Origin of the sequence: Rhizobium brockwellii (assembly GCF_000769405.2) — a bacterium.
GTDB classification, from domain to species: Bacteria; Pseudomonadota; Alphaproteobacteria; order Rhizobiales; family Rhizobiaceae; genus Rhizobium; species Rhizobium brockwellii.
Genome location: NZ_CP053439.1, coordinates 2,512,885 through 2,536,964, shown reverse-complemented (window position 1 = coordinate 2,536,964; position 24,080 = coordinate 2,512,885). Strand labels below are relative to the sequence as shown.

The window sequence follows — 24,080 nt, the reverse complement described above, 5'->3', positions numbered from 1 at the left end:
AACGGATGTATCGAGGGGATAACGCAGCGGAAGGGAATAGGTTTCATTTTGGGATGGAAGCAGGCGGCGTATGTGCGCGATCACTAACGTAGGTAATAATTGGCCAAGTCGACAGGCCACCGGTCGTTCAGTCAGCAGTCGGTTCAACCCCAGACGCGCCGTCGCGTCGAGACTGACCTGCCCGATCAGCTGGGAGCCCGTAGTTCGTGAGCCTTCAAACCAAACCGTCAATGGGCGCTCCACCGTCATCTATGACACCAAGGCCGTCCGGAAGACATGCAGCCAATCCCGCGATGGTGGCGGATCAGAGCAGGCTTGACGCCGAGGGAAATGGAGAAAGCTGCTGACGTCTCGCGCTATCAGGCTCGCCTTCCGCCGGCCAGCAATCGGAGCTGGCTTTCGTCATGCACACCCTGGCGGTAAAGCTCGATGATGAGAGCGCCAAGACGGTCGGCTTCCTCGCCTAACCTGTCGATCTTTAGCTCGCTACACAGAGCTTCATGGACACGCCTGCACACATCGAGGTCTTCAGAGGCGAGCGGTTCGTCACGCGTGCTGAACAGCTTGTCTGACATCGCAATCTGCCCTTCTTCGATGCCGTGAATCGCTTTCGTGAAAAAAGATAATTTCGCGATCTTTGCTCTGCAAGATGGGCGAAGGTCCGAAATTCAAAAACAATTCGGGGCCTCGCACGGCAAGATGCGGGCGAGGGCTTCAGGGCATGGATATGGGACCGACCGGCGTGTCGACCGGATAGTGCGAAAGTGAGATCTACTTGGTTGCGGGGTCCTTGGCGCGTTGCTGCGAGAGGCGCAGCTCTTTCAACCGCTTGGTTTTTTCGAGGCGAGCCCGCTGCTCCGCCTCGATGGTTTCCTTGGCGGCGCGCTCGGTGTTTTCGAAGCGATCTTGCCGGTAAGCCTTTGATGAGGGTTCACGTTCTCTTTTCATGGCCGCTAAACGCAAATCGGCGAAAACGGTTTCATGGGAAAATGAGTCTCTGGCCGTCAATCGATCGACGTGGCCAGAACGCCGGCGTGCAAGATGGCAAGCCATCGTGGCAACCGGGCGCCTGATCGGCGCCCGGCAACATCACGGATCAGCCTTTGATGAAGGCGAGGATGTCGGGATTGATGATGTCGGCATGGGTGGTGCACATGCCGTGCGGGAATTTCTCGTAGACCTTCAGCGTGGCGTTCTGCAGCAGCTTGGACGAGAGCAGGGCGGAATCGGCGATCGGCACGATCTGGTCGTCGTCGCCGTGCATGACGAAGGTCGGCACGGTGATGATCTTCAGGTCTTCGGTGAAGTCGGTTTCCGAAAAGGCCTTGATGCCGTCGTAATGCGCTTTGGCGCCGCCGATCATGCCCTGGCGCCACCAATTGTTGATGATCGGCTCCGACACTTTCGCGCCCGGCCGGTTGAAGCTGTAGAACGGGCCGGCCGGCAGATCGCGATAGAATTGCGAGCGGTTGGCGGCGAGCTGCTGGCGCAGGTCGTCGAAGACTTCGATCGGCAGGCCGCCGGGATTGGCACCTGACTTCACCATGATCGGCGGCACGGCCCCGATGATGACGAGCTTGGCGACGCGGCCCTGCGGCTGGCCGTGGCGGGCGACGTAATGGGTCGCTTCGCCGCCGCCGGTGGAATGGCCGACATGGACGGTGTTCCTGAGATCGAGATGCTCGACGACGGCTGCGGCATCGGCGGCGTAGTGATCCATATCGTGACCGTCGCCCACCTGGGTGGAGCGGCCGTGGCCGCGCCGGTCATGGGCGACGACGCGGTAGCCCTTCTCAAGGAAGAACAGCATCTGGGCATCCCAGTCGTCGGAGCATAACGGCCAGCCATGATGGAACATGATCGGCTGGGCGGTCTTCGGCCCCCAATCCTTGTAGAAGATCTCGACGCCGTCCTTGGTTGTGACCGTGCTCATCTTTTGGCTCCATTGGTTGGGGTTGGTTGGATTAATGCGGTCAGAAGTTTGCGCCGTTGCCGGCAGAATTGGCAAGGCCACGAGCGTTGTTGCGCCGGAGGCTTGGGGCAAGAAGATCACGCCTGAGGGGATCAACCGGCTCGAAATATGCTGATATGCTTATTGAATGGCTCTTTCTATTCTATTGATATGACAGACGTTTGTATGGTTTCGCGAGATGGGCGGCAACATCCGCCCATCTCGCATGACGGGACGGGATTTGGCGATCCTCGCCTGGCTGCTTAGTGCTGCGAACATCTTTTTGATCCCCGGTATGTCGGCCTGTTGGACACCTCAGGCAGGTTCGTCATGGCGCAGCGAAGGCAGCTGATTTGACGGGCGAATGGCTGCAATGAGCCAATTTTTTGCCGTTCGTTCAAGATATCTGTCCGGGTAGTTCAATATATCTGTCCGGGTAGGTGGGTTGGCGTTCTCTGCGTTGCGCGCATTGCAGACCGCCGCTGCCGCTCACTTGAACGCGGGTCTATGCCCAACCATCTAATCCTCACACAACAGCACAATGGCGAACCGTCGCAATCGCGGCCGCTTCGCCGGCGGCGGGACGGCCGTTATTGCCGCCTGAGGATCAAATCATGGGTTACATGGATAAGGACATAGCGCCTCAGAATGATGGGGCGCTGATCGATGCCTATTCGCAATCGATCGCAGCCGCAGTCGATATCGTCGGGCCGGCCGTCAGCCGGATCGAGAGGGTGGGAGGCCGGCAAGGGCACGGGTCGGGATTCGCCGTCTCGCCTGACGGTCTGATCATCACCAACAACCATGTCGTCGACGACGCCAAGGTCGTTCGCATCACCACGCCTGACGGTTACGTCACCGAGGGCCGCGTGCTCGGCCGGGATGTGGATACCGATATCGCCCTCATTCGCGCCAATACAAGCACCGGCGCCTGGGCGAAGCTCGGAGACTCCCAGCGCCTGCGCAGGGGGCATATCGCAATCGCGATCGGAAACCCACTCGGCTTCGAATGGACGGTTACCGCCGGTATCGTCTCGGCGCTCGGCCGGTCGATGCGGGCTGCCAGCGGCCGGCCGATGGAGGACGTCATCCAGACCGATGCGGCGCTCAATCCCGGCAACTCCGGCGGGCCGTTGGTGTCGTCAGGCGGAGAGGTCATCGGCGTCAACACTGCCGTCATCCAGGGCGCGCAGAGCATCGCCTTTGCCGTGGCGTCGAATACGGCCAATTTCGTGGTTTCGGAGATTCTGCGCTACGGCCAGGTCCGGCGCGCCTTCATCGGCATAGCAGGCGACACGATCGTGCTGCCGCGCCGGGTGGCGCTTGCGGCAGGCACGACACAGACGACCTCGGTTCGCATCCGGCGCGTCGAAGCCGACGGGCCGGCGGCAAAGGGAGGGCTGCAGGAGGGCGATTATATTCTCGCCATCGATGGCAGCCCGGTCGGCGGCGTCGATGATATCGTCCGATTGATGGATGGCAGCAGGATTGGCAGGGATACGGAAATCCTGGTGTTCTCGGTGGCGGGCCGGATCGAGAGGAAGATCTTGCTGCCGATGGCGCGGTCTTGACGCCGCGCTTCGGCGCCGTGACAAGACATCACCTTAAGTCAGGCGCTGACCGCTTCCTGCTCCGTCCCCGAAAAATCCACCGCCGCAAAGGCCGCCGCCAGCACCTCCGGCCCGGCGCCGGCCTTAGCGGCATCGGTGGAGAGGATCTGGCGGTAGCGCCTTGCGCCGGGCAGGCCGGTGAAGAGGCCGACCATGTGGCGGGCCACGTGCTGCAGCCGGCCGCCGCTAGCGATGTGGCGTTCGGCATAGGCCATCATCCGGTCACGCAGGGCCTCCCAATCCGGTTCGGCCGCAGGCGCACCAAAGAAGCGCTGGTCGATGTCGGCTAGGATCGCGGCATTCTGATAGGCGGCGCGGCCGAGCATGACGCCGTCGACATGGGCGAGGTGGGCTGCGGCTTCGTCGAGCGTGCGGATGCCGCCGTTGATGCCGATGAAGACATCGGGCCAGCGCTGTTTCATCCGATAGACGATCTCATAGTCGAGCGGCGGTATCTCGCGATTTTCCTTAGGGCTCAGGCCCTTTAGCCAGGCCTTGCGCGCATGGATCCAGATCGCGTCGGCGCCGGCATCGAGAACGCGGGTGATCAGCTCGGGCAGTGCCTGTTCCGGCTCCTGCTCGTCGACGCCGATCCGGCATTTCACCGTCACCGGCACGGTCGCAACCCTCTTCATCGCCGCAATGCATTCGGCCACCGTTTCCGGCGTCAGCATCAGGCAGGCGCCGAAGGTGCCCGACTGCACACGGTCGGAGGGGCAGCCGACATTGAGGTTGATCTCGTCATAGCCGTAGGGCTCGGCGATCTTCACCGCGTCGGCGAGCTTTGACGGGTCCGAACCGCCGAGCTGCAGCGCCAGCGGATGCTCGGCAGCGTCATGACCGAGCAGCCGGTCGCGTGGGCCGTGGATGATTGCATCGGCCACCACCATCTCGGTATAGAGCAGCGCCTCGCGGCTGATCTGCCGGTGGAAATAGCGGCAATGCCGATCCGTCCAGTCGATCATCGGGGCGACCGCAAAAATTGGCCTCTTCTGCGTCATCGACGTTCCATTGTTCGTTGTTCCCGGGCGCCGCACTGCGGTGCCCTCTGCCGCAATGCGGCACCGCACCGCCGCAGGGACGGGATCATCCATAAAGCGCGCATATAACACTTGGTGATGCGATCGACAAACTGAGCGAGCACCACAAGCAAAAACGGCGCTCCTTGCGGAGCGCCGTTCATGCCGCGTTCGCGGAAGTCTGACTTACGAAGCCGAGATGTTGACAGCCTTCGGGCCCTTGCCCATGCGGTCCGGCTCGGTGTCGAAGGTAACCTGCTGGCCTTCGCGCAACGACTGAATGCCAGAAGCCTGCAGCGCAGAGATATGGACGAAAACGTCCTTTGCGCCGCCGTCCGGCGTGATGAAACCAAAACCCTTGTCCTGGTTGAAGAATTTTACGGTGCCCTTGGTGGCCATTGGGATCGTCCTTTTCCCTTAGTCTGTGTAGTATCCGCGCCCCCGAGAGGAAGCGGACGGCTTTAGCTTTCGCCCCGATCGGTTGGGACGAAGGGTCAGTCGGAGAAGTCACGTACGGGGAAAGAACGTCTACGTAGGCGGGTAGTCCCGCGCCGCCTTCCAAACGGAAGGGATTACCACATCAGTCCAGTCACCGGCATGCAAATGCCCGAGTAAGTCAATTCGTGCCAGCATTTCGGGCAAAAAGCAAGCGGGATTATTGTGCCATGCCCGCATCGATGTCAGGAAATGCCGAAGATTCAGATACTTGACGATGGGTTAACGGATTCTTGCACGGCTGTGCCATATCGGGATTCCGTGCCGAAACGGGATGAGCGGCAGATTCGACAGCCGGGCAGGTTTTTTGTTCGGGGGCGGGGCGGCAGGCACACCGATCAGTCTCATGGTGAGGGTGAGGAGCGGAGCAATCGATCCAGTGAATTGATTGCCCGTGACAAACGCAGGGTCGCCTCGACCGCGAGGGCGGGTGGCTGGGCTGCCAGCCTACTGCGCATCCCCCAGCAACCCGCTCAGGCTCCAGGGATTATCCCCCTTCTGATTGGCGATGTCGTCGACCTTCCAGCCGCCGTGTTCGCGTACCAGGGTATAGAAGAGCGTCACCTCTTCGCCGTTTTCGAACTGCACCTCCAGCTCGGCCTTGTCATCCAGCAGGATCGGTTGGCCGATCCTCACGTCGCTCGCCGTGCCATCCTGGCCAGCGATGACGGGATCGAAGTCGATCGCGCCGACATCGCCCTCCGCCGTGTTGTCGAGATCGGTCTGGAGGAGCTTGTTCAGGTGGTCGGAGAAGAAGGCGGAATAGGGCGAGGGCGCCTCGGCGTCGCTGTTGTCGGTATCGTAGCTATAGAGCGCCTTGAGCAGCGCCTTTGGCGTCTTGTAGGTCGCTGCCGATGCAGGCAAGGCTGCGAGCGCCGAGACGGCGAGGGCGAGGATGATTGTGGGCAGGCGCATGCGGGCTCTCCTCGGATCGGCAGGAGTTATAGCCGAATTGGGTGCGGAGGTGGAGCGGCAATTTGGACCAGACGGTCAGCCCGAACTCCGTCTTCTCCACACTGGGGAGAAGAGATTCGTGGCGGCGCCTTGTTCCGAGCAGCTCTGCGTCGCAGGCAATCCAGCCGTGGCCTAGATCAATACCTCATGCGACACCGCAAACGACGGCTCGAAGACGTCCTTCACGGCAAGCGTGAAATCGTGGCTGTTGACGTTTCCGGCCGCGTCGTAGGCTTCGGCGGTAAAGGTCAGGCTGTGGGTGCTTTCGTAGTCGATCGCAGCCTTTGTCTGGATCTTGTTGCCGACCAGCTTGAAGATGCCGTCAGCATCGTCCGTCAGCCGCCATTTCACGGCGCCGCCTTCCGGATCGACCGCCGTCAGCAGGCCGACCGAGGTGCCGATCGCGATATTCTCGGAGACCGAGCTGCGCGAGAAGGCGAGATTGATCGGCGCCTTGTTGACAGGGGCTTCGTTGACGTCGAGGACGTTGATCGTGATGTCCTTCTGGACAGTGACCTTGCCGTCGGAGACGGCGACCCTAATCGTGTGCGACGTCGTCGTCTCGTAGTCCAAGGCCTTCGAGGTGACGATGCGATTGCCCTTCAGCCGGAAATGATCGTCGGCACTGTCGAGCAGCGTGTAGGTGAGGGCGTCGCCGTCGGCGTCGCGCGCACTGAGCAGGCCGACCGTGGTCCAGATCGGCGTGTCTTCGGAGACCGCAGTTTTCGAAAGCTGAATATTAGTCGGCGCTTTATTGGCGGGCGTGAAGGTTTCCGTAGCGAAATCATAGACGCCATCGGCAAAACGGGCAGATTCGACGTCGATCAACGTATCCTTGCCTTCCAGGGCGCTGGTCAGGACATGGCTGCCATTGTCGATCGCGAAGGAATAGCTGGCGAAATCGCCGGAGAAAACTGCCATGTCGAGGCCCGCGCCGCCGTCGAAAATGTCGTTGCCGCGGGTGCTCGTAAACTCGTCGTCTCCGCCGCCGGTCTTGACGTCAATGCCAGAGACATCGCCGACAATAACAGCACCGAGATTCCCCAGTTCGTCGGAAAGATCGAGGTGGGCGCCGTCCGTTAATGACAACAAGACGGCATAGTTGTCGGTGGAATTGTTCGCGAAGACGATCTTGTCGAAGCTTTCGAACTGGGCGGACGAACCGGCGATCACGTAGCCATATGTTTCAAAGATTTCAACGTTCCTGATCGCGAGGCCCGTTATAGTAGGAGCACGCAGGATATCAATCCCGGTACCGCCATCAATCGCTCCGGACAGCACGCCACCGGATGTCTGCACGACTATGGCGTCGTTACCCTCGCCCGCATCGATGTCTAAGACTTCCGGGTAAACGCCGAAAGATTCACCATCGAAGATCGAATCGTCGCCTGCTCCACCCTTGATGACATCCTGCCCGAAGCCGCCGTTGATTTGGTCGTTACCGTCACCGCCGGTCAGTGCGTCATCTCCACCATAGCCATTCAGGACGTCGTCACCGGCGCGGGCGTCGAAAATATCGTTGCCGTCGGTTCCCTCTAATTGGTCATTGCCCCCACCTGTCGTCACGTCGATACTGGGAACTGCCGCATAGATATGGACTCCACCGGTGGTTAATTTGCCGGAAAGATCGGCGTGCGCGCTGTCCGATAACGTCAAGACGATATCAGAAGAGCCATTCTGCTGGATGATCTTGTCGAAGCTTTCAAACTGCGCGGCCGATCCGGTAACACCGAGTTCCCCAGACTCGAGGATCTCGAAATTCTTGATCGTCAGACCAGTCAAAAAGCTGGCTTGCAGGGTGTCGGTGCCGTCACCACCGTCAATGATTCCGGATACGCTGACGTTCATACTGTTTGATAAACTCACGGTGTCATTGCCAACACCCGCGTCAATGTCGAAGTTCTCAGCGAAAGTCGAAAAATAAAAACCATCCTCAATCGTGTCGTCGCCTGCGCCACCACGGATGATATCATCTCCAAGGCGGCCAAAGAGCTGGTCGCTACCCTCGCCACCAAAAAGGGCGTCATTTCCATCGCCACCGTCGATCAAATCGTCTCCGGCTCCACCACTCAGAGTGTCTGCGCCGGCACGACCGGAAATGGCGTCGTTGCCGCCGCCTGTTGTGATCGTATTGGCATCGTCCGAGCCGAACACGTCCGCCGAGACCGAACCCAACTCGTCAGCAAGGTCTGCCGTGCTGGAGTCGGAGACTGACAGAGTGATCCTTGCGAGGGGACTAGTGGATTGATTCCAACGTTTGGTGCCCACGTTTGACGGCTGCGATGATCTCATCGGGGTCTGCTTTCCAGATGAATGGCTTTGGTTCGTGGTTGTGTTCTTTGACGAAGCGGTTGATGGCCGCCTGCAGGTCAACGACGGAGTGGAAAACGCCGTGCTTCAGCCGCCGGCGTGTCAGTTTTGCGAAGAAGCCTTCGACAGCATTGAGCCATGAGCACGATATCGGGACGAAGTGGAAGGTCCATCGTGGATGCCTTGCCAGCCAGGCGCGGACCTTCGGCTGTTTATGCGTCGCGTAATTGTCGAGAATGACGTGGACCGCCTTATCTTTCGGCAGCTCCGCCTCAATGGCGTTGAGGAACCGAATAAACTCCTGATGCCGGTGGCGCTGCATGTTTCGGCCGATGACCGATCCGTCGAGAACATTGAGGGCGGCAAACAGGGTGGTCGTGCCGTGGCGCTTGTAATCGTGGGTCATTGTGCCGGCGCGCCCCTTCTTGAGCGGCAAGCCCGGTTGGGTCCGGTCGAGCGCCTGGATCTGGCTTTTCTCATCGACGGACAAGACAATGGCGTGGGTCGGTGGCGAGACGTAGAGACCGACGACATCGTGAAGCTTCTCGGCAAAAGCCTTGTCATTGGAGAGTTTGAAACTGCGCCACCGATGCGGCGCCAGCCCATGCTCGTGCCAGATCTTGACGACGGAAGAGGCCGCGATCCCAACGGCATTTGCCATGGCACGCACGGTCCAGTGCGTTGCCTCCTGTCGAGGCGGTTCCAGCGTCAGCGCAACGACCTGCTCCACCACGTCGCTCTCCAGAGGCGCCATGCCCGGAGGCCTGCTCTTGTCGCGCAACAGGCCATCGACCCCCTCGGACATGAAACGCTCCTGCCAGCGCCAGACGCAAGGTTTGGACTTTCCCGTCGCCTGCATGATGGCGACCGTTCCCAGGCCGTTGCCGCTCATCAAGATGATCTTGGCCCGCCAGACATGCTTCTGCGGAGACGTTGGGGCAGCAATGATGGCTTCAAGCCGAGAACGGTCGGCGGCGGTGACGTCAAATGTGATCCCTGTGCGCATCCCCAACCGTCGCACAATCCCAAACGGTTGGGAATCTCAGGACGGAATCTTTCGTCGCGATCAATCCACTAGTGGCGGAGTAGCGGATGACGTCATACGCTTCGAATTCAGCGCCAGTCTTGGTAACAGGCCCGCCGTACACGTTCAGAATATTCAAAGTCATATTTTAACTTTCCAGAAGATGCATTGCGCTCTGCCAGAACGGGTGGTGTCTTTTCCTCCATTCCCGGTGGCGCTCATTTAAGCGGGCGCCCGACGCTTTCTGCCGGCGCGCTCAATTTTTACGAGCCATTGTGGGAGGCAGGTCTGCTTCGAGCGGTGGTGTTGCGGCTAGATCAACGCCTCATGCGACAAGCTCGAAACCGACGGCTCGAAGACGTCCTTTACTGCCACCGTGAAATCGTGGCTGGTGACGTTTCCAGCCGCGTCGTAGGCTTCAGCGGTGAAGGTCAGGCTGTGGGTGCTTTCGAAATCGATCGCAGCCTTCGTCTGGATCTTGTTGCCGACGAGCTTGAAGATGCCGTCGGCATCGTCCGTCAGCCGCCATTTCACCGTGTCGCCTTCCTGATCCTTTGCCGTGAGCAGGCCGACGGAGGTGCCGATCGCGACATTCTCGGAGATCGAGCTGCGCGAGAAGGCGAGATTGGTCGGCGCCTTGTTGACGGGGGCCTCGTTGACGTCGAGCACGTTGATCGTGATGTCCTTTTCGACCGTGACCTTGCCATCCGAAACAGCGACCTTGATCGTGTGTGACTTGGCGGTCTCGTAGTCCAGCGCCTTCGAGGTGACGATGCGGTTGCCATTGATCCGGAAGTGGTCGTTGTCTCCGTCGAGCAGCGAATAGGTCAGCGTGTCGCCATCGGCGTCCTTGGCGCTGAGCAGGCCAACCGTGGTCCAGATCGGGGTACTTTCCAACAGGGAGGTTTTCGAAAGCTGGATATTGGTGGGCGCGCTGTTGCTGCCGTCGGGCGTGAACTTTCCCTTGGCGAAATCGTAGACGCCGTTGGCAAAACGGGCGAATTCAACATCGGTCAGCGTATCCGTACCCTCCAGGGCGCTCGTCAGGATATGGCTGCCATTGTTCAAGGCGAAGGAGTAGTTGGCGAAATTGTCTGAGAAGACCGCCGTATCGATGCCCGCACCGCCCAAAAGCACGTCATTGCCGGCGCCGCCTTCGAATCTGTCATTGCCGCCGGTTCCGAAGAAATAGTCGTCGCCGCCGCCGGTCTTGACGTCGATGCCGAAGGCGGTGCCGAAAATGTCGACGTGGCGGTTGGCCAGCTCGTCGGAGAGATCGGCATGGGCGCTGTCCGTCAATGTCAGTGCGAGGACATTGTTCTCGTAGCCTGGCTTGTCGTAAATGACGATCTTGTCGAAGCTTTCGAACTGGGCAGCCGAAGCGATAACCTCGGCTCCCGCTGTTGCAAGAATTTCGACATTCTTGATCGTCAGGCCGGCAAGCCCGATATATTCCATGCCAGGACCCAAGGTCGGCTCGATGACTTGTATCGTGTCAATGCCGGCGCCGCCGTCGATCATTCCGGAAATCGTGGAAGAATGTGTCTGCAGGTTGATGGCATCGTTGCCATCGCCCGCATCAATATTGAAGGTCTCGGGGGCGGTGGAAATATTATCGCCGTCAGTGATCTTGTCGTCGCCGGTTCCACCCCGGATAATGTCATTTCCACCGCCGCCGAAGATCTGGTCGTTGCCTGCGCCGCCGGTCAACGTGTCATTGCCGGCATAGCCGTTGATCACGTCGTTGCCTGCGCCACCATCGAAAGTATCGTTGCCGGCGGTTCCCTCCAAGTGGTCGTTGCCGCCGCCCGTCGTCACGTCGATACCGGAGGCGCTGCCGGTGATGTAGGCCCCACGGCTTGCCAGTTCGTCGGAAAGATCGACATGGGCGCTGTCCGTCAACATCAGACCAAGACCAGAGTTCTGGTCGCTGGGGCTGTTCGAGAAGACGATCTTGTCGAAGCTTTCGAACTGCGCGGACGAACCGGCAACCATCGATCCCGCCGTTTCAAGGATTTCGATGTTCTTGATCGTCAGGCCCTGCAGCCAGGGGGCTCGCAGAATATCAATTCCAGAACCGCCATCGATCGTTCCGGAAAGTACATGAGTGTTGGTCTGCACGGTTATGGTATCTGCGCCGTCGCCCGCATTTATGTCGAAGGTTTCAGGGGAAGATCCGAAGAGCTTACCATCGGTGATCGTGTCGTTGCCCGTGCCGCTCCTGATGATGTCATTTCCATCATTGCCATATATGATGTCGTCGCCGGCGCCGGTGTCGATGATGTCGTTGCCGGCGGTCCCGGTGAAGTAGTCTCGCGTGCTTCCAGTCGTGACGTTGATACCGGAAGTGTTAAGGGCGCCAGAGATGAAGACCTGATCGGCTATCAGCTCTTCGGAGAGGTCGACATGGCCGCTGTCCGCCAAATGCAAGTAGAGGCCAAGTTGGGACGTAGTGGTGATCTTGTCGAAGCTTTCGAACTGCGCGGACGATCCGGTAACACCGTTTGACCCTGTTCCGAGAATCTCGAAGTTCTTGATCGTCAGGCCCGTCATATCCTCGGTCTGCAGCGTGTCGGTGCCGGCGCCGCCGTCGACCGTCCCGGATATCTGGACGAAGGGGCCCTTTTCCAAAATCACGGTGTCGTTGCCAATGCCCGCATCAATATTGAAGACTTCAGCGACGTCGGCAAAATAATCACCATCGCCAATCGTGTCATCGCCCGCGCCCCCCTTGATCACGTCATTGCCGGTCCCACCGAAGAGTCGGTCATTGCCGTCACCACCATTCAGCGTGTCTGAGCCCCCACCGCCGAATATGGTATCGTTGCCTGCGCCTGTCGTGATAACATTGGCGCTGCTCGATCCCGTCACCTCGGCGGAAACCGATCCCAGCTCATCGGCCAGGTTTGCCACCCCGGAACCCGAGACAGAGAGGGTGACAGCGGCGAGAGGAGTGGCGTTAGAGTAGCGGATAATATCGTAGGCTTCGAATTCAGCGCCCGTCTTGGTAACCGTGGCGCCATTCGTGTCCAGAATATTCAAGGCCATCTTCAAACTTTCAAAAGGATGATGTTTGCCGACACATTTCTGCGTTGGCGGCTCGCGTTGCGGCTAAATCAACGCCTCATGCGACAAGCTCGAAACCGACGGCTCGAAGACGTCTTTCACGGCAAGCGTGAAATCGTGGCTGGTGACGTTTCCGGCCGCGTCATAGGCTTCGGCGGTGAAGGTCAGGCTGTGGGTGCTTTCGTAGTCGATCGCAGCCTTGGTCTGGATCTTGTTGCCGACGAGCTTGAAGATGCCGTCGGCATCGTCCGTCAGCCGCCATTTTACCGTGCCGCCTTCCGGATCCTTTGCCGTGAGCAGGCCGACGGAGGTGCCGATCGCGACATTCTCGGAGATCGAGCTGCGCGAGAAGGCGAGATTGGTCGGCGCCTTGTTGACGGGGGCCTCGTTGACGTCGAGCACGTTGATCGTGATGTCCTTTTCGACCGTGACCGTGCCATCAGAGACAGCCACCTTGATCGTGTGCGACTTGTCCGTCTCGTAGTCCAGCGCCTTCGAGGTGACGATGCGGTCGCCCTTTATCCGGAAGTGATCGTTCGCGCCGTCGATCAGCGTATAGGTGAGCGCGTCGCCATCGGCGTCCTTGGCACTGAGCAGGCCAACCGTGGTCCAGATCGGCGTGTCCTCGGAGAGGGCGGTTTTCGAGAGCTGGATGTTGGTCGGCGCGGTGTTGTTGCTCGTGAAAGTTTCCGTGGCGAAATCGTAGACGCCATCGGCAAAGCGCGCGAATTCGACGTCTGTCAGCGTATCCGTTCCTTCCGCAGCGCTCGTCAGGATGCGATCGTCATTTTTTAATGCGAAGGCATAATTGGCGAAATTGCCTGAGAAGACCGCGGTGTCGATGCCGGTGCCGCCGGTCAATTTGTCATCGCCGGCACGGCCATTGAGGATGTCATTGCCGCCGCTGCCGTCGAATATGTCGTTACCGTCGGTGCCGAAGAACTCATCGGCGCCACCGCCGGTCTTGACGTCAATGCCGGAGACGTAGCCGGCGATGAAAGATCCGAGATCTCCCAGCTCGTCGGAGAGATCGAGGTGGGCGCTGTCCGTCAGTACCACTGCGGCGGGAAAATCGCCGAACGGATCGGTTGACCAGACGATCTTATCAAAGCTTTCGAACTGCGCGCTCGAACCGGCGACCGACCATCCTGCCGTCTCGAGGACTTCGATGTTCTTGATCGTCAGGCCCTGGAGCGAAGCGGCTTGCAGCGTATCGATCCCGGCACCGCCATCGATCGATCCGGAATTCGATGGAGCGAATGTCTCCACGGTTATGGCGTCGTCGCCGTCGCCCGCGTCGATATCAACGACCTCCGGAGTCGAGCCGAAAAGCTCACCATCGTCGATCGTATCGTTGCCCGCGCCGCCTCTGATGATGTCGTTTCCGACATCTCCCGAGAGCAGGTCATTGCCGTCACCGCCATTCAGAGTATCATTGCCATTTTCGCCCGAGAGCAGGTCATTGCCGTCACCGCCATTCAGAGTATCATTGCCATTTCCGCCCCCGAGCAGGTCACTGCCGTCACCGCCATTCAGAGTGTCATTGCCATCTCCGCCCACGATCTGATCGTCTCCGGCGCCGCCGTTGAGTGTGTCTGCGCCGTCGCCGCCTGCGATTCTATCGTCTCCTGCGCCTGTTGTGATGATCGAATCGCCTCCGCCGAAGTCTGTCACATTTGCAGAAACCGAGCCTAGTTCGTCGGAAAGGTCTACCGTCCCGGAGTCTGAGATGAACAGAACGACCGGGGAGAGAGGATTGGCTGCCGAGTGGCGGATGAGGTCGTAGGATTCGTACTCGGCGCCGGTTTGCATAGCTATGCCACCGCCCACATTGAGGATATTCAAAGGCACATTCGGCGCGCTATTGCCGACTCTGAACGTTGCCGTGGCGAAATCATAGAAACCATCGGCAAAGCGTGCGAATTCGACGTCTGTCAGAGTATCCGTCCCTTCCTCTGCGCTTGTCACGATGTGAGTGCCATTGTCGAGCGCAAAGGAATAATTGGCGAAATTGCCTGCGAACAGCGCGGAGTCGATGCCGTTGCCACCGTTGATGGCGTCGTTGCCGGCGCCGCCGGTCAATTGGTCATCGCCGACATTGCCGTTGAGGATGTCGTTGCCACCACTGCCGTTGAAAATGTCGTTGCCGTCGGTACCAAAAAACTCGTCGTCGCCGCCGCCGGTCTTGACGTCAATGCCGGAGGCATAGCCGTGGATGAAAGATCCGCGATCTCCCAACTCGTCGGAAAGATCGAGGTGGGCACTGTCCGTCAGTGCCAATGAGGGATTAAAATTGTGGAAAGAATCGGTCGACCAGACGATCTTGTCAAAGCTTTCGAGCTGCGTGCTTGAACCGGCAACCCAAACGCCCGCCGTTTCAAGGATTTCGATGTTCTTTATCATCAGACCCTGCAGCGACGGCGCACGCAGCGTATCGATCCCGGCGCCGCCATCGATCGTTCCGGACAGTGAAACGAATGTATCCACGGTTATGGCATCGTCGCCGTCGCCCGCATCGATGTTATAGACCGCAGGGGTAAAGCTGAAGCGGTCATCATCGGAGATCGTATCGTTGCCTGCGCCGCCTCTGATGACGTCATTTCCGACGTCGCCCCAAAGCATGTCATTGCCGTCCCCGCCATTCAGCGTGTCTGCGCCGTCGCCACCTGAGATGGTGTCGTTGCCTGCGCCCGTTGTGATCGTGTCATCGCCGCTCGAGCCGGTCACGTTCGCGGAAACCGAGCCCAGTTCGTCGGCCAGATCTGCCGCGCTGGAATCGGACACGACGAGAGTGACGGGCGCGGAAGGATTTGCGGCGGAGTCCCGGATGACGTCGTACGCTTCGAGCTCGGCGCCGGTCTTGGTAACGGTGGCGCCATTGGTGTCCAGAATATTCACGGCCATATATATCTTTCCCCAAAAGATGCTTTGTACTCGGCAATATGAGACATCCCCGAAACAACTGTTTTATTGCTCGGCGGACGACAACCCCTCGGGGATCTCTATGCCAATCCCCGATTAAGTTTTCAATGCAAAATTGTGTCTTTTCATTGCTTTTTTAATGAAAAACTAAGGATGAAATACTGGGGAAACGAATTTTAATTTGAGAACTCAAGGTCATACTTTGGTTTCGTAAATAGTATTATCTTTCATTTTCGGGTTGGATTCTCTCGCAAAAATTGTGCTTTCAGCGGGTTCGTCGGTAGTGCTGCGCCGCGCGACCATTCGCGTCACTATCGCAGGTTGGTGTTGGCTTCGACTTGTTCAGACTTCCCGCGCGGGAGAACTACACGAGCTTGATGAGTCCTGCCTTCGTTGGCCTGAATCCGCAGGCGCGATAGAAGCCGGTCAGGTGCGGTTCGAAATCGACATGCAGCCACTCTGCACCCCGCTCCCGCGCAACCCGCGTCGCTTCCCTGACCAGCCGCGTCGCGATCCCCTGCCGCCGCATGTCGGGATGGACCGAGGTATCGAGGATGAAGGCATGAATGCCGCCATCCCATGCGACGTTGACGAAGCCGATAAGCTGGTTGTCGTGGTAGGCGCCGATATGGGCGAGGCTGCGGGAGAGGATCGGGGAGAAGTCGCGCGGGGCGGGGGTGCCCCAGGCGGCGGACCAGAGGGCGTTGAATTCGCCAGTGGAGGGGAAGGGGTCGATGCGGAGGTCTGGCATGGGTGGCGGGCTCGTTCGGGATTTAGGCGAAAGCGCGTTTGTTCTTATGCAGCACGCTCTCTCGCCGCCTGCAAGGCGGTGGCTCTCCATTCCGGCTCGCCGTGCCTGCCGGCGCCGTACCGAGAACCGTGGAACGCTCCTGATCTCCCGCCGCAATCGGAGCGTGGGCGGAATTGGATCGGGATGCTGCTAGTTAGGTGGTTGAGGTTGAGCTCTGATCTGGCGAGGCTTGAGTGGTACACTCGAGAGACCGAGGCTTTTCCTGCGGCAGGATCAAAAAATGCGAAAACCCGTATTCTTTATGCAAAAAATATCTAGCCATGGGACGTCCAATCCTATTGTTGCTCGACTTGGACTTCAGAGTATAGAGTTGCTCAAATGGGTGGATATTAGTGATAGAGAAAGAGATTCTGCCTCATCTCTAATATTTGAGCTGCATAAAAAACTATTGCGCTGTTATGATTGTCTAGAGAGATTGAAAGAAAATGATCGAGCCGCAATCGACGGAACAAAGAATAGCTTTGGGAACGGAGCGATGGCTATTCCTTTTCTGATAAATTTGCAGGACGAGGTGGAAAATTTTCTAACCGTGGCGAAGCAGTATCTTCGAGATATCGTTGCGCCGATCAACAAACTTTATCGAGCAAATCTAAATGAAAATTCGTCTATTTTTTGGGACAAAGGAGGTTTGGCTAGCAAAGCCGCAGCGTGGGCAGAACGCAATTATGGCTTTGAGCATCGCCTTACGCAGATGTTTCTGACCGATGCGACATGGATTGCAGAGCTAGTTAAACGTCGAAATGCTATGGAGCATCCTGGCGGCAAATCCGGTTCCCTAATACTTCAAAATTATCGAGTTGTCGGGCCGACTATTGCTTCACCGGGCTGGAGACGAGACGTCAACGGACAGCAAGGGCAGTCTTCGTTGATTTTGCCTGACTTAGAGCTAGCGCTAACTCGCCTGCTCGAATTCGGGGAGGAGATTGTTGCGCAATGCGTACTAACCCGACCTATCCATGAGCATTTCACGATATACGAAACGCCACCTGAAAGGCGCAGTCCAGGGAATCCCGCGCGATTTAATGTTGGGCCGGACGCATTTTTGCTAAAAAGTCTCGCAGAGGCTGAAAGCGCCAAGGAAAAGCCAAAGGAAATATAGCGGCCCGTATAGCCAAAAAGATCGCTTGCGGAGCTGGACAGGGATGTTGCTTATCAATGGCAGGTGGGTCGAATGGTGGTAAGGGTGTGGCGTCACGAGCCACTTTCGCGTGGGTCAGTCAGCGACACGGACTATCCCGTGTGCTTTCCCATACTTGTCACAGGGATCAGCGCCGGCGCTGGCACGAACGAGACGTGGTTCTCTCGGCAGCACCATTCCAGGAGATCAGTTCTACTCCTTGAGACTCACCGCCCCGGCCGCCCGGTCTTCCCCTTCGTCCGGCTCTTGCGCTTCTGCTCGCCCGGGTCCTCATAGCTCCCAACCCCCGTGTTCCCACGCACAACCGGCCGCACGTCATCCGGCTGTCCCTCCAGCAACGGTGAAAACCGCTTCGTGCTTTTGGCGGCATCCGGCTTTTCCGGTAGTGCGCCGGTGACCGGCTTTTCGGTTCGGCCGACCGTCATTTCATCGAGGTCGTTCTTGCGGAAGAGGGTCTTCTTTGTGGGCTCGGCGATGTCGCGGCCCATCTCATCCAGAGCGGGTTTGCGGAAGAGGGGAGTGGTGGTGTCGGTGCCCGGGCCCATGTCGTCGAGGCTGGGTCTTGAGAAGTAGGAGGGGGTGGCCCCCTCATCCGTCCTGCCGGGCACCTTCTCGCCAGCTGGGAGAAGGGATTCCCGGGTGGCTTTGGCGTTCCGTCTGACGCCTTCCATCGCCTTCGACTCCTCGCGCGCCATCGGATCGTCCATGACGGCAAGCTCTGCGGCCTTGAGGCGTTTGATTTCGTCGCGGAGGCGGGCGGCTTTTTCGAAGTCGAGGTCGGCGGCGGCGTCGCGCATGCTCTTTTCGAGCGCGTTGAGATGGGTCTGGAGGTTGTTGCCGACGAGGTTGCCGCCATCGGCGAAGCCCTTGCCCGAGGCGCCCGAGATATCGGCGCGGACGTGGTCGCGTTCGTAGACGGAGTCGAGGATGTCGTTGATCCTGGCCTTGACCGATTCCGGCGTGATGCCGTGTTCCAGGTTATAGGCCATCTGCTTTTCGCGGCGGCGGCCGGTTTCCTCCATCGCCCGCTTCATCGAGCCGGTGACTTGGTCGGCATAGAGGATGACCTTGCCGTCGACGTTACGCGCGGCGCGGCCGATTGTCTGGATCAGCGAGGTCTCCGAGCGCAGGAAACCTTCCTTGTCGGCGTCGAGGATGGCGACGAAGCCGCATTCGGGAATGTCGAGGCCTTCGCGCAGAAGGTTGATGCCGACGAGCACGTCGAAGGCGCCGAGCCGGAGATCGCGGAGGATCTCGATACGCTCCAGCGTGTCGATGTCGGAGTGCATGTAGCGGACGCGCACGCCCTGCTCATGCAGATATTCGGTCAGGTCCTCGGCCATGCGCTTGGTCAGCACGGTGCAGAGGGTGCGGTAGCCCTTGGCCGCGGTTTCGCGGATCTCGCCGAGCACGTCGTCCACCTGGCTGCGGGCGGAGCGGACCTCGACCGGCGGGTCGATCAGGCCGGTCGGGCGGATCACCTGTTCGGCGAAGACGCCGCCGGATTGTTCCATCTCCCAACCGCCGGGGGTGGCCGAGACGGCGATGGTGTCGGGGCGCATGGCGTCCCATTCCTCGAAGCGCAGCGGCCGGTTATCCATGCAGGAGGGCAGGCGGAAACCATATTCGGCCAGCGTCGCCTTACGCCTGAAGTCGCCCCGGTACATGCCGCCGATCTGCGGCACGGTGACGTGGCTTTCGTCGATGAAGACGAGGGCGTTGTCGGGGATATATTCGAACAAAGTCGGCGGCGGATCGCCGGGGTCGCGGCCGGTGAGGTAACGCGAATAGTTCTCGATGCCCTGGCAGGAGCCGGTGGCCTCGAGCATTTCGATATCGTAGCGGGTGCGCTGCTCGAGGCGCTGGGCCTCCAGCAGGCGGCCGGCCTTTTCCAGTTCGGCGAGGCGCAGCCTGAGTTCTTCCTTGATCGACTTGATGGCGCCGTTCAGCGTCGGGCGCGGGGTGACATAGTGCGAATTGGCGTAGATCTTCACCGATTTCAGGTCGCCGACCTTCTGGCCGGTGAGCGGATCGAATTCGGTGATGGCGTCGATCTCGTCGCCGAACATCGAGATGCGCCAGGCGGCATCTTCCAAGTGGGCGGGGAAAAGCTCGATCGTGTCGCCGCGCACGCGGAAGGAACCGCGCGTGAAATCCATGTCGCGGCGCTTGTATTGCTGGGCGACGAGGTCGGCCAGCAACTGGCGCTGGTCCAGCCGGTCGCCCACCGACATCTGGAAGGTCATCGCCGTATAGGTCTCGACCGAGCCGATACCGTAGATGCAGGAGACCGAGGCGACGATGATGCAATCGTCGCGTTCGAGCAGCGAGCGCGTTGCCGAGTGGCGCATGCGGTCGATTTGCTCGTTGATCGAGCTTTCCTTCTCGATATAGGTGTCGGAGCGCGGCACATAGGCTTCCGGCTGGTAATAATCATAGTAGGAAACGAAATACTCCACCGCATTGTCGGGGAAGAAGTTCTTGAATTCGGAATAGAGCTGGGCGGCCAGCGTCTTGTTCGGCGCCAGGATGACGGCCGGGCGCTGCGTTGCTTCGATCACCTTGGCCATGGTGAAGGTCTTGCCGGAGCCGGTGACGCCGAGCAGCACCTGGCTGCGGTCGCCATTCTCTAGCCCCTCGACGAGATCGCGGATGGCGGTGGGCTGGTCGCCAGCCGGCTCGTAATCCGACTGCATGCGAATGGCGATGCCGCCTTCGGATTTGTCCGGCCGGGCAGGGCGGTGCGGCGTCCAGATCTTGCCGTTCTTGTGAAGCGGATTGCCGCTCTCGATCAGCGCCGACAGCGCCTCGACGGTCGCGGTGACGGCGGTGCCGGCCTGCAGCGACGAAGCCTCCTCCAGTGTGGTATCCATGCCGGAAACGGGATTGAGGCCAGCCGCTGCACGCGTCTTCGGATCGGTCGAGCCGCCCATCGAGGTGCCGCGGGCCGATTTCGAGGCGCTGACGCCGCCGTCGCTGGTTTTCGTCCTGGCGGCGATTTCCACCTTCTTGCGGTGCTTGCCGGCCTTGGAGGCGATCTGGCGCTGGGTCTCGACGCCCGAGGTTTCGGCATCGGCCTCAAGCTGCTTCACCCAGTCGGCGACTGAGCCGGACAACGGCGCGCCCTCGAAGGACGATTGAGGGGCTTCCTCGAAACCGTCAGGGGTGGGGGATTTTTTCGGAGATCTGGCCATGGCGGGAATATGGAGAGAGTCAGCGCGAAAGTGAAGAGGGAAAGAGTACAAAAGGGAAACGAATGAATCGTTCGGATTTTTGAATAGTCTCCCGGTCGCGTGATACTAAAAGACCCCTCCCCAAACCCATCAAGCCGAACGCTGGTCCGCCGGCCCCTCCAGTCGCGCGAGGTTCAACGCACTGTTGATCAACCCGACATGGCTGAAGGCCTGCGGGAAGTTGCCGAGCATGCGGCGGGCGGCGGGATCATATTCTTCCGCCAGAAGCCCGACATCGTTGCAGATAGAAAGCAGCCGCTCGAACAGGCGCAGCGCATCGTCGCGGCGGCCGATCATGCCGAGGGCGTCGACGAGCCAGAAGCTGCAGGCGAGGAACGCGCCTTCGCCTGGCGGCAGGCCGTCGTCCACCTCCTGCGTCTCGTAGCGCAGCAGCAGACCATCGCGCAGCAGCTTGCGCTCGATCGCCTCGACTGTCGCGACATAGCGCGGATCATCAGGCGGGATGAAGCCGACCATGCCGAGATGCAGCAGGCTGGCATCAAGCGCCTTGGAGCCGTAGGCCTGCACGAAACAGCCGAGTTCGGGATCGAAAGCCTTCTCGCAAACCTCGGCATGGATGTGATCTGCGAGCGTGCGCCAACGTGCGGCGGCCTCGGGCTCGCCGTCCGCCTCGGCAATCTGGACGGCGCGGTCGAAGGCCACCCAGGCCATGACCTTCGAATAGGTGAAATGCTGGCGCTGGCCGCGCACCTCCCATATGCCTTCATCGGGCTCCATCCAGATTTTTTCGAGAAAGGGCAGAATGGCAGCCGCCAGTTCGCGTCCGCGGTGATGCGGCGGAAGCCCGCCCTTGCGGGCCTGCAGCAGGGCGTCGGCCACCTCGCCATAGACATCGAGCTGCACCTGTTCGGCAGCGGCATTGCCGATGCGTACGGGTGTCGAGCCCTCGTAGCCACTCAGCCAGGGAACCTGCCATTCCAGCAGATTGCGCTCACCGGCGACGCCATACATGATCTGCATCTGCGCCGGGGCGCCGGCGACCGCGCGCAGCAGCCAGTTGCGCCAGGCACTGGCTTCCTCGTAATAGCCGAGTTTCATCAGCGCGAGCAGGGTCAGCGTCGCGTCCCGCAGCCAGCAATAGCGGTAGTCCCAGTTGCGCGGCCCGCCGATCTTTTCCGGCAGGGAGGTTGTCGCCGCGGCGACGATGCCGCCCGTCGGCATGTAGGTCAGTGCCTTGAGCGTGATGAGCGAGCGTTTGACCTGTTCCGTCCACCGGCCCACTTTCGGGCATTTCGCGGCAAAGGATTGCCAGAATTCCTCCGTGTCCGGCAGCGCATATTCCACCTGCCGCTGAGCCGGCTGCGGCATATGCGAGGGGGACCAGGTCAGGGTGAAGATCTGGCTCTCGCCAGCGGCAACCTGGAAGGAGCCGACCGTGCTCAGGCCGCGGCCTTCGAGCGGGACGGCGCAATTCAGGGTCAGCCTGTCAGGGCCGGCAATGGCGGTGATGCCGCCATCCTCGCCATGCGTGACCCAGGGAACGGTTCGGCCGTAATCGAAGCGAAGGTTGAGCTCCATATCGAAGGCGACAGTGCCGCTCTTGCCCTCGACGATGCGCATCAGATCGCTCGTGCCATCGCGAAGCGGCATGAAGTCGATGAGAACGGCGGTGCCGGTCTCGGTCTGAAACTCGGTTTCGAGAATGAGCGTGTCGTTGCGGTAGCGGCGCGTGACGCGGACATTTTCACCTGACGGTGACAGCGACCAGAAGCCGTTATCCTCGGCGCCGAGCAGGGCGGCAAAACAGGCGGGGGAATCGAAGCGCGGAAAACAGAGCCAGTCGATCGAGCCGTTCTTCGAGACGAGTGCGGCGGTTTCGCAATCGCCGATGAGCGCGTAGTCCTCAATGGGTACCGACACCGGAGCCTCCTTTGCATAGCAGTCGGGCTTTTAGGTAGAGGCCGTGCGCGGAGGTCAAGCGCGGAAACTAACGGGACGGTAGGCGTGCCGGCTATGATGCAAACTCCGGATATCAATGGGGCATCGCCAGCAATGCCAAGCCGAAATGGAAAGTGTCGATAAATAAAAGTCTGTGGTTGAAGGCTCTGCCGCCTCCCGCAGTGCGCGCGCCGATGTTACAGCTGCTGCGGGAATTGGGGACCATTCATGAACAAGATCATTATTGCATTTGCGGCCGCCGCGGCAGTGGCCAGCTGCGCCAAGCGTCCTGACGCCATCGTCCAGGTCGATATTCCGATGGCGGCCTATACGAACCTCAGTTGCGCGGCGCTCGCAGTGGAACATAAGAAAGAGAAGGCCAAGCTCGACGACCTGTCCAAGCAGCAGATCAGCGCAGCGAACGGCGATGCTTTCGGTGTCTTCCTCGTCGGCGTCCCCATCGGCAGCGTCGCCGGAGGAGACAAGGAAGGGGAAATTGCCGCGTCCAAAGGCAAGGTTTCGGCCATGCAGTCGGCTGGAATGAGCAAGGGCTGCAAGCTGCCCAGCTGACAGCCGGGGCGGCAACCATCGAGATCGGCCCGGCCAAAAGTGAGGCATTGGCCGGCGTTCCCGCTTTCAATATCCATTCGCCGCCCGTCGTTTCTTCACCCAAAGACCGACGACATTCGTGAAATGACGCGCGGCGATCGTCCGCACCCTCGTATCGGAACCGAAATCGGCCTTCCGCAGTTAGTTTCCTGTCACTTCAGCTTCAGGTGCTACTGCCATTAGCGACCATTCCGCCTTCTGGAAAAAAACGATCTCGATCGACCTTGATACCGGCGAGCGGCTGGTTCTGCGCTCACCGCAGGATGCGCTTTATGCACTCGTCTCCGACTGGCCGGTCAATGGCGGCGTCCACCAGCAAAGGGCGATCGATTTCTGCCGCGCCTGGCTTGCCGGACGCATGCCGGCCGAGACGGTGCGGCAAGCTTTCATCCTGGCCGCGCTGGAAGCCGGCGTTACGATCAATGATGATGAAGACGGTGCCGAAGCCTCCGCTTTGAACCCTGTGGTATAGCTGGAGCGACGCTGCTATATCCACGCGCCACGCGGCCGGCATCCGCAGCGTCAACAATGTGCCTTTCATGTATTGCAAATATTATTCCCGCTGTGTTTGTAGGAAATACGCAGCGTTACCGCGCTCCGATTCTTTGGAGATCAACTGAATGAGAATAAAAGTCCTTGTTTGCGCTGCCCTGCTGATGCTGGCCGGCTGCAACGCCCCCGTGTCGCAATCCGTTGCGGATTCACAGCGTCCTCCCTCGAGTGACGTCCGGCAGAATTTCATCAACATCGTGTTCAAGAGAAGCTACAGGCACGAAGCAGGAGAAGTCGTATGGGCCCGCATTTCCAGCGTGGTGGTGCTTGAACCTGAGAAAAAGATCTATGCTTACTGCGTGCGTTTGGTGGCCAAGCGCGGCTGGGGAGACTGGGCCTACCTCGGTGTCTCCTTCACAGATGGCAAAATATTAGGCGCGACGGTGAATGACGATCGCTGCCGCGACAAGCGGCTGCGCTACTACCCGTTTCCTGAGTTGACCGGCATGAAGACCTGACGCAGGGCGACGGCGTCGTTGGGGTGCGG

Annotated in this window: 18 protein-coding genes; 5 read left to right on the top strand and 13 right to left on the bottom strand. The window is 59.8% G+C overall.

Going from position 1 to position 24,080, the window contains the following annotated elements:
- Positions 1 to 359: 359 nt before the first annotated feature.
- From RLCC275e_RS12675 to RLCC275e_RS12665, 3 genes are all read right to left on the bottom strand, one after another.
- Complete coding sequence (locus RLCC275e_RS12675; protein WP_033180714.1) at positions 360 to 575, bottom strand: hypothetical protein; 216 nt, start codon at positions 573 to 575, stop codon at positions 360 to 362.
- 196 nt (positions 576 to 771) lie between these two features.
- On the bottom strand, positions 772 to 1,053 hold the full coding sequence (locus tag RLCC275e_RS12670; RefSeq protein WP_033180713.1) for a hypothetical protein: 282 nt from the start codon (positions 1,051 to 1,053) through the stop codon (positions 772 to 774).
- Positions 1,054 to 1,096: 43 nt separating this feature from the next.
- Positions 1,097 to 1,933 (bottom strand): alpha/beta fold hydrolase, encoded by an 837-nt coding sequence (locus RLCC275e_RS12665; protein ID WP_033180712.1) that lies wholly within the window; start codon positions 1,931 to 1,933, stop codon positions 1,097 to 1,099.
- A gap of 632 nt (positions 1,934 to 2,565) precedes the next feature.
- On the opposite strand from RLCC275e_RS12665, the gene RLCC275e_RS12660 reads away from it, so the two are divergent.
- Complete coding sequence (locus RLCC275e_RS12660; protein WP_130727075.1) at positions 2,566 to 3,522, top strand: S1C family serine protease; 957 nt, start codon at positions 2,566 to 2,568, stop codon at positions 3,520 to 3,522.
- Between the two features lie 38 nt (positions 3,523 to 3,560).
- On the opposite strand, the gene dusA is transcribed toward RLCC275e_RS12660, so the two are convergent.
- The 8 genes from dusA to RLCC275e_RS12620 all read right to left on the bottom strand — a co-directional run bounded on the left by dusA (position 3,561) and on the right by RLCC275e_RS12620 (position 16,102).
- Entirely contained in the window at positions 3,561 to 4,562 is a 1,002-nt protein-coding gene (gene dusA, locus RLCC275e_RS12655) for a tRNA dihydrouridine(20/20a) synthase DusA (protein ID WP_033180710.1), read from the bottom strand.
- 204 nt (positions 4,563 to 4,766) lie between these two features.
- Positions 4,767 to 4,979 (bottom strand): cold-shock protein, encoded by a 213-nt coding sequence (locus tag RLCC275e_RS12650; RefSeq protein ID WP_003540801.1) that lies wholly within the window; start codon positions 4,977 to 4,979, stop codon positions 4,767 to 4,769.
- Between the two features lie 543 nt (positions 4,980 to 5,522).
- Positions 5,523 to 5,990 (bottom strand): DUF3828 domain-containing protein, encoded by a 468-nt coding sequence (locus RLCC275e_RS12645; protein WP_033180709.1) that lies wholly within the window; start codon positions 5,988 to 5,990, stop codon positions 5,523 to 5,525.
- Positions 5,991 to 6,161: 171 nt separating this feature from the next.
- Positions 6,162 to 8,321: a calcium-binding protein gene (locus RLCC275e_RS12640; protein WP_141653416.1), complete on the bottom strand. Its 2,160-nt coding sequence runs from the start codon at positions 8,319 to 8,321 to the stop codon at positions 6,162 to 6,164.
- Entirely contained in the window at positions 8,266 to 9,345 is a 1,080-nt protein-coding gene (locus tag RLCC275e_RS12635; protein ID WP_130707161.1) for an IS630 family transposase, read from the bottom strand. Before RLCC275e_RS12635 ends, RLCC275e_RS12640 begins: the two co-directional genes overlap by 56 nt.
- Before the next feature lie 330 nt (positions 9,346 to 9,675).
- Entirely contained in the window at positions 9,676 to 12,411 is a 2,736-nt protein-coding gene (locus RLCC275e_RS12630) for a cadherin domain-containing protein (protein ID WP_033182140.1), read from the bottom strand.
- A gap of 63 nt (positions 12,412 to 12,474) precedes the next feature.
- Positions 12,475 to 15,333, bottom strand: a complete 2,859-nt coding sequence (locus RLCC275e_RS12625; protein WP_033182141.1) for a metal-binding protein — start codon at positions 15,331 to 15,333, stop codon at positions 12,475 to 12,477.
- Between the two features lie 382 nt (positions 15,334 to 15,715).
- Entirely contained in the window at positions 15,716 to 16,102 is a 387-nt protein-coding gene (locus tag RLCC275e_RS12620) for a GNAT family N-acetyltransferase (RefSeq protein ID WP_033182142.1), read from the bottom strand.
- Positions 16,103 to 16,382: 280 nt separating this feature from the next.
- Here RLCC275e_RS12620 and RLCC275e_RS12615 point away from each other — a divergent pair, with 280 nt between their 5' ends.
- Positions 16,383 to 17,261, top strand: coding sequence for a hypothetical protein (locus RLCC275e_RS12615; protein WP_141653422.1), 879 nt, complete (start codon positions 16,383 to 16,385; stop codon positions 17,259 to 17,261).
- A 245-nt stretch (positions 17,262 to 17,506) separates the two neighbouring features.
- Here RLCC275e_RS12615 and uvrB read toward each other — a convergent pair whose 3' ends face one another.
- Both uvrB and RLCC275e_RS12605 read right to left on the bottom strand, forming a co-directional pair.
- Complete coding sequence (uvrB, locus tag RLCC275e_RS12610) at positions 17,507 to 20,494, bottom strand: excinuclease ABC subunit UvrB (RefSeq protein ID WP_033182144.1); 2,988 nt, start codon at positions 20,492 to 20,494, stop codon at positions 17,507 to 17,509.
- 129 nt (positions 20,495 to 20,623) lie between these two features.
- Entirely contained in the window at positions 20,624 to 22,414 is a 1,791-nt protein-coding gene (locus tag RLCC275e_RS12605; RefSeq protein WP_033182145.1) for a glycoside hydrolase family 15 protein, read from the bottom strand.
- Positions 22,415 to 22,660: 246 nt separating this feature from the next.
- Between RLCC275e_RS12605 and RLCC275e_RS12600 the strand changes: the two genes are divergently transcribed.
- The 3 genes from RLCC275e_RS12600 to RLCC275e_RS12590 all read left to right on the top strand — a co-directional run bounded on the left by RLCC275e_RS12600 (position 22,661) and on the right by RLCC275e_RS12590 (position 24,051).
- Positions 22,661 to 23,002 (top strand): hypothetical protein, encoded by a 342-nt coding sequence (locus RLCC275e_RS12600; protein ID WP_033182146.1) that lies wholly within the window; start codon positions 22,661 to 22,663, stop codon positions 23,000 to 23,002.
- Positions 23,003 to 23,219: 217 nt separating this feature from the next.
- Entirely contained in the window at positions 23,220 to 23,513 is a 294-nt protein-coding gene (locus RLCC275e_RS12595) for a DUF982 domain-containing protein (RefSeq protein ID WP_348632214.1), read from the top strand.
- 148 nt (positions 23,514 to 23,661) lie between these two features.
- Entirely contained in the window at positions 23,662 to 24,051 is a 390-nt protein-coding gene (locus RLCC275e_RS12590) for a hypothetical protein (RefSeq protein ID WP_033182148.1), read from the top strand.
- The last annotated feature ends 29 nt before the right edge of the window (positions 24,052 to 24,080 follow it).